At 71.6% G+C, this 4,085-nt stretch carries 5 protein-coding genes; 2 read left to right on the forward strand and 3 right to left on the reverse strand.

Features of this window, described 5'->3' with window-relative positions:
* Positions 1-1,788 (forward strand): DEAD/DEAH box helicase (locus ACFVW8_RS38565; protein WP_389698628.1); only part of this gene is annotated, 1,788 nt, incomplete at its 5' end.
* Positions 1,789-1,878: 90 nt separating this feature from the next.
* On the opposite strand, the gene ACFVW8_RS38570 is transcribed toward ACFVW8_RS38565, so the two are convergent.
* The 3 genes from ACFVW8_RS38570 to ACFVW8_RS38580 form a co-directional block, all read right to left on the reverse strand.
* Positions 1,879-2,298: a thioesterase II family protein gene (locus tag ACFVW8_RS38570; protein ID WP_389698630.1), complete on the reverse strand. Its 420-nt coding sequence runs from the start codon at positions 2,296-2,298 to the stop codon at positions 1,879-1,881.
* 1 nt (position 2,299) lies between these two features.
* Positions 2,300-2,758, reverse strand: coding sequence for an MFS transporter (locus ACFVW8_RS38575; RefSeq protein ID WP_389698631.1), 459 nt, complete (start codon positions 2,756-2,758; stop codon positions 2,300-2,302).
* 273 nt (positions 2,759-3,031) lie between these two features.
* Positions 3,032-3,505, reverse strand: coding sequence for a MarR family winged helix-turn-helix transcriptional regulator (locus ACFVW8_RS38580; RefSeq protein WP_389698633.1), 474 nt, complete (start codon positions 3,503-3,505; stop codon positions 3,032-3,034).
* Positions 3,506-3,578: 73 nt separating this feature from the next.
* Between ACFVW8_RS38580 and ACFVW8_RS38585 the strand changes: the two genes are divergently transcribed.
* A complete protein-coding gene (locus ACFVW8_RS38585) occupies positions 3,579-3,944 on the forward strand; it encodes a cupin domain-containing protein (RefSeq protein WP_389698635.1) in 366 nt (121 codons plus the stop codon).
* Positions 3,945-4,085: the final 141 nt, after the last annotated feature.

Raw genomic sequence — 4,085 nt, forward strand, 5'->3', positions numbered from 1 at the left:
GCCCTGGTCACCGCGTTGTACCGGCTGGTCGAGGCCGGGCCGGACGTGCGGCGGGCCGTGGACGGGGCCCGCCGGCTGACCGGGCGGCTGGATCCGCTGCTGGTCGCGGCAGCGCCGGCCAGGGGGCGGCTGCGGATGCTCTTCACACGGCGGCCGGCGCGGGCGCAGGCGCTGGTCGCTCTCGCTGACATCCGGGCCGTGACGGCCGATGCGGCCGAGCGCGAACTGCCGCTGCTGTTCGGGCAGGTGTCGGTCGATCTGCTGCGCGACCCGGAGTCCGCGGTCGCGGCCTGGGTCGACTTCGAGGTGCGCTCCGCCGAGTACTACAGCCTGCTCGCCGAAATGTCCGGCACCGGGCCCGACCGGGACGCGGCCGAGGGGTTCCTGCCGTCCGGAATCGCCGACCGGGTGCGCGGGCTGCGGCTGGACGACGCCCGGCTGCGGGTGTCGCTCCGCGGCTACCAGTCCTTCGGCGCCCGCTTCGCGCTCGCGCAGAAGCGGGTGATCCTCGGCGACGAGATGGGGCTCGGCAAGACCGTCCAGGCCATCGCCGCACTGGCCCATCTGGCGGCCCGGGGCGAGACCCATTTCCTGGTGGTCTGCCCGGCCAGCGTGCTGATCAACTGGACGCGGGAGATCAGGTCCCGCTCCACGCTGCGCGCGCTTCCCGTCCACGGTCCGGAGCGGCAGGGCGCGTTCGCCCAGTGGTGCGAGAGCGGCGGCGTCGCCCTCACCACGTTCGACGCCCTGCACACCCTGCCTGTCGCGGACGAGAGCGGCATACGGCCCGGCATGCTCGTGGTCGACGAGGCCCACTACGTCAAGAATCCGGCAACCCGCCGCTCCCGGGCGGTCTCCGGCTGGTCGGAGCGGACCGAGCGGGTGCTGTTCCTGACCGGCACGCCGATGGAGAACCGGGTGGAGGAGTTCCGCAGCCTCGTCCGCCAACTCCAGCCCGAGCTCGCGCCGTTGATCAACACCAGCCATGGCGCCGCCGGTTCGCAGGCCTTCCGCCGAGCCGTGGCCCCCGCCTACCTGCGCCGCAACCAGCAGGATGTCCTCACCGAACTCCCGGCCCTGGTACAGGTCGACGAGTGGGAAGAGTTCAGCGAGGCCGATCTGCTGGCCTACCGGGAGGCGGTGAGCGCCGGGCAGTTCATGCGGATGCGCCGGGCCGCCTACGCCAGTCCGGGCACCTCCGCGAAGCTGAACCGGCTGCGTGAGCTGGTCGCGGAGGCCGCGGAAGGCGGTCTGAAGGTCGTGGTCTTCTCGTACTTCCGCGAGGTGCTGGAGACGGTCCGACAGGCCCTGGGCGAAGACGTGTTCGGCCCGCTCACAGGAAGCCTGCCGGCTGCCCGGCGCCAGGAGCTGATCGACGCCTTCACAGCGTCGGACGGCCACGCGGTGCTGCTCAGCCAGATCCAGGCCGGCGGAATCGGGCTGAACATGCAGGCCGCGTCGGTCGTCATCCTCTGCGAGCCGCAGATCAAGCCGACCATGGAGCACCAGGCGGTGGCACGCGCCCACCGGATGGGCCAGATACGGACGGTCCAGGTACACCGGCTGCTCGCCGCGGACAGCGTCGACCAGCGCATGCTGGACATCCTGGCCCGCAAGGAGCGGCTGTTCGACGCGTACGCGCGGCGCAGCGACGTCGCCGAGACGACACCGGACGCCGTGGACGTGTCGAACGGTTCACTGGCCCGCCTCATCGTCGAGGAGGAACAACAGCGCCTTGCCGCGGGGGCGGGAGCCGGGACGGCCGGGGAGCTCGCTCCCGGAACCTAGGGCGGTGCGTGCGTATCAGCCGTGGCCGCGTTCGGCTCCACGCCGTCTGAGGACCGCCGCGGTCTCCCCGCCCGCCGGAGAAGTGCGTTGTCAGCAGGCAGCATGTCCCGGTGACACCCGGGCCCGCCCGCCGGCGACGGCGGTGAGCCCGGCGGGCGCCGCCGGCGCGGCCGAAGCGCCGAGGTCCGCCTCGATCGTGGTGAGCACTCCGGCTGCCGCCGTGTGCAGGAACAGATGGTCGCCGGGGAAGGTCCGCATTCGGCAAGGGCGACGGGTGTGCGTGCGCCAGCCTGCCAGGGCCGCGCTGTCCGTCGAGGCGTCACCACGCCCGGCCAGGACGGTGACGGGACAGTGCAGTACGTCGTCCGCCCGGGGCCGGTATGCCTCGGCCAGGGCGAAGTCGGCGCGTATGACCGGCAGCACACGCTGCGTCGCCGCGGGATCGGCGAAGGTCCTGCGGGCCGAGCCGAAAAGGTCGTGGACCTGTTCCAGGAAGCGGTCCTGGGGCAAGTCACTCAGCGGTGTCCGGCGGGGCACGTGGCCGGGAGCGCGCCGGGAACGAGAGGCCCATGCCCAGACCGAAGAGGAAGAGGGGGGCGACGAGGCCGGAGACCCCCTGCGCGGCGCGCGCCGCGACGAGTTCCCAGCTTTCCGTGGCGAGACCGCCGGCCAGCGACGCGATGGTGAACAGGATGACACCGGCCATGAACACCCTGCGGCGTCCCAGGATGTCTCCGCAGCGCCCGCCGAGCAGCACCAGACCGCCGAAGGCCGGCGCGTAGGCGTTCAGGACCCACGAGACCCCGGTCGGGGAGAAGTCGAGGTTCGCCTGCACCTTGGGAATCGCCACGTTCATGATCGTCGCGTCCAGGCCGATCATCAACTGGCAGACCAGGATGACGCCCAGGACGACAGCGGACGATCTGGCCTGCGCCGCCGGCGGCTCTGCGGTGGATTTCGGGGTGGACATGGCCTCTCCAGTTCTCTGACTGATGCGTCGAACAGGGTCAGGGCGAGGCGTCCGGCCTCATGCGCCACGTCACCGACGGCCGACCGGCCGCGTGCACGGTGCGGCCCGGGCCGGGTGTCCGGCCGAAAGCGCGCCCTTGACACGGGACGACGCTGCGTCGGCATACCGACGCAGCGTCGTCCCGTCGGGGCGCAAGTCAAACTGCTTTACTCAGAGGCGTCCAGAGGGTTCCGCCCTGGAGGTGCGACACCCCCGGGCCACCGGCCGGACAGGTCACCAGACGGGGCGCAGGGGCGGGATCTCGTCACCGGCCAGCACGCGGACGATGGCGGCCAGCTCGGCTCGCGGCACCGAGAGTCCGCTCCCCTGGAGCCGCATCTGCAGCTCCACCTCGACCTCGCGCAGGATGCCACCCGCCACGACGAGGTGCTCCAGGGCCTGCTCGGTGAGCACCACCAGCTTGCGGCGCCCACCGGCGGGGTGGGGGCGCCGCTGAACGTAGCCCCCCTTCTCCAGCTCGTCGACGAGCTGGCCGGCCGCCTGCTTGGTGACGCCGAGCCGTTCGGCCAGTTCGGTGCTCGTCAGCCCTGGGCCGTAGAGCGCCTGGAAGGCCAGGCCGTGCACGGGGCGCAGGTCGTCATAACCGGCCGCGTCCAGCCTGCGCACGAACTCGGAGAGCACCAGCTGGAACGCCATACCGAGGAGGAAGCTCAGCTCGGTTCGCTCAAGAGGGTCATTGGTCTCCATCCACCCATGTTGACACACCTGTGTACAGTTGCTTTACTCGTTGCAAGTAAAGGAACTTTATTCAGGGAGCGGCATGAACGTAGTATCCGAAGCTGACGCACGCACCACCCGCACCGCCGCGGCGGCCATGTTCGGCTTGGCCGCGCCCAGCCAGGGCAGCACCGAGCTCTGCACCTGGCGGGTCGAGATGGCTTCCGGCAACGCGACTCCCGTGCACGAGATCGACCGCGAGCAGGTCTGGATGCCGCTCTCCGGCGGCTTCGAGGTGACCATCGGAGACGAGACCGAGACCGTGAAGGCCGGTCAGGCAGTGATCGTCCCGGGCGGAGCCACCCGCCAGCTCACGGCACTCGAGGACACGCAGGCCATCGTCGCCATGCCGGCCGGCGGACAGGCCGTCACCCCTGACGGCAAGGTCACGCCCCCCTGGGCCGCCTGACCCACCCCAGAACTGCAGCCCGGCCCGTGGGACCCCCGTCGACGGGCCGGGCTGCTTCGGCATGCCGGGCCGCGGCGGCCGCGCTCATGGGCCGGTGCGAACCCGTCAACGGGGAACGGGCCGCCCGCCTGGGTCGTGACC

The organism is Streptomyces sp. NPDC058221, assembly GCF_042882365.1.
In the GTDB taxonomy this organism is placed as follows: domain Bacteria; phylum Actinomycetota; class Actinomycetes; order Streptomycetales; family Streptomycetaceae; genus Streptomyces.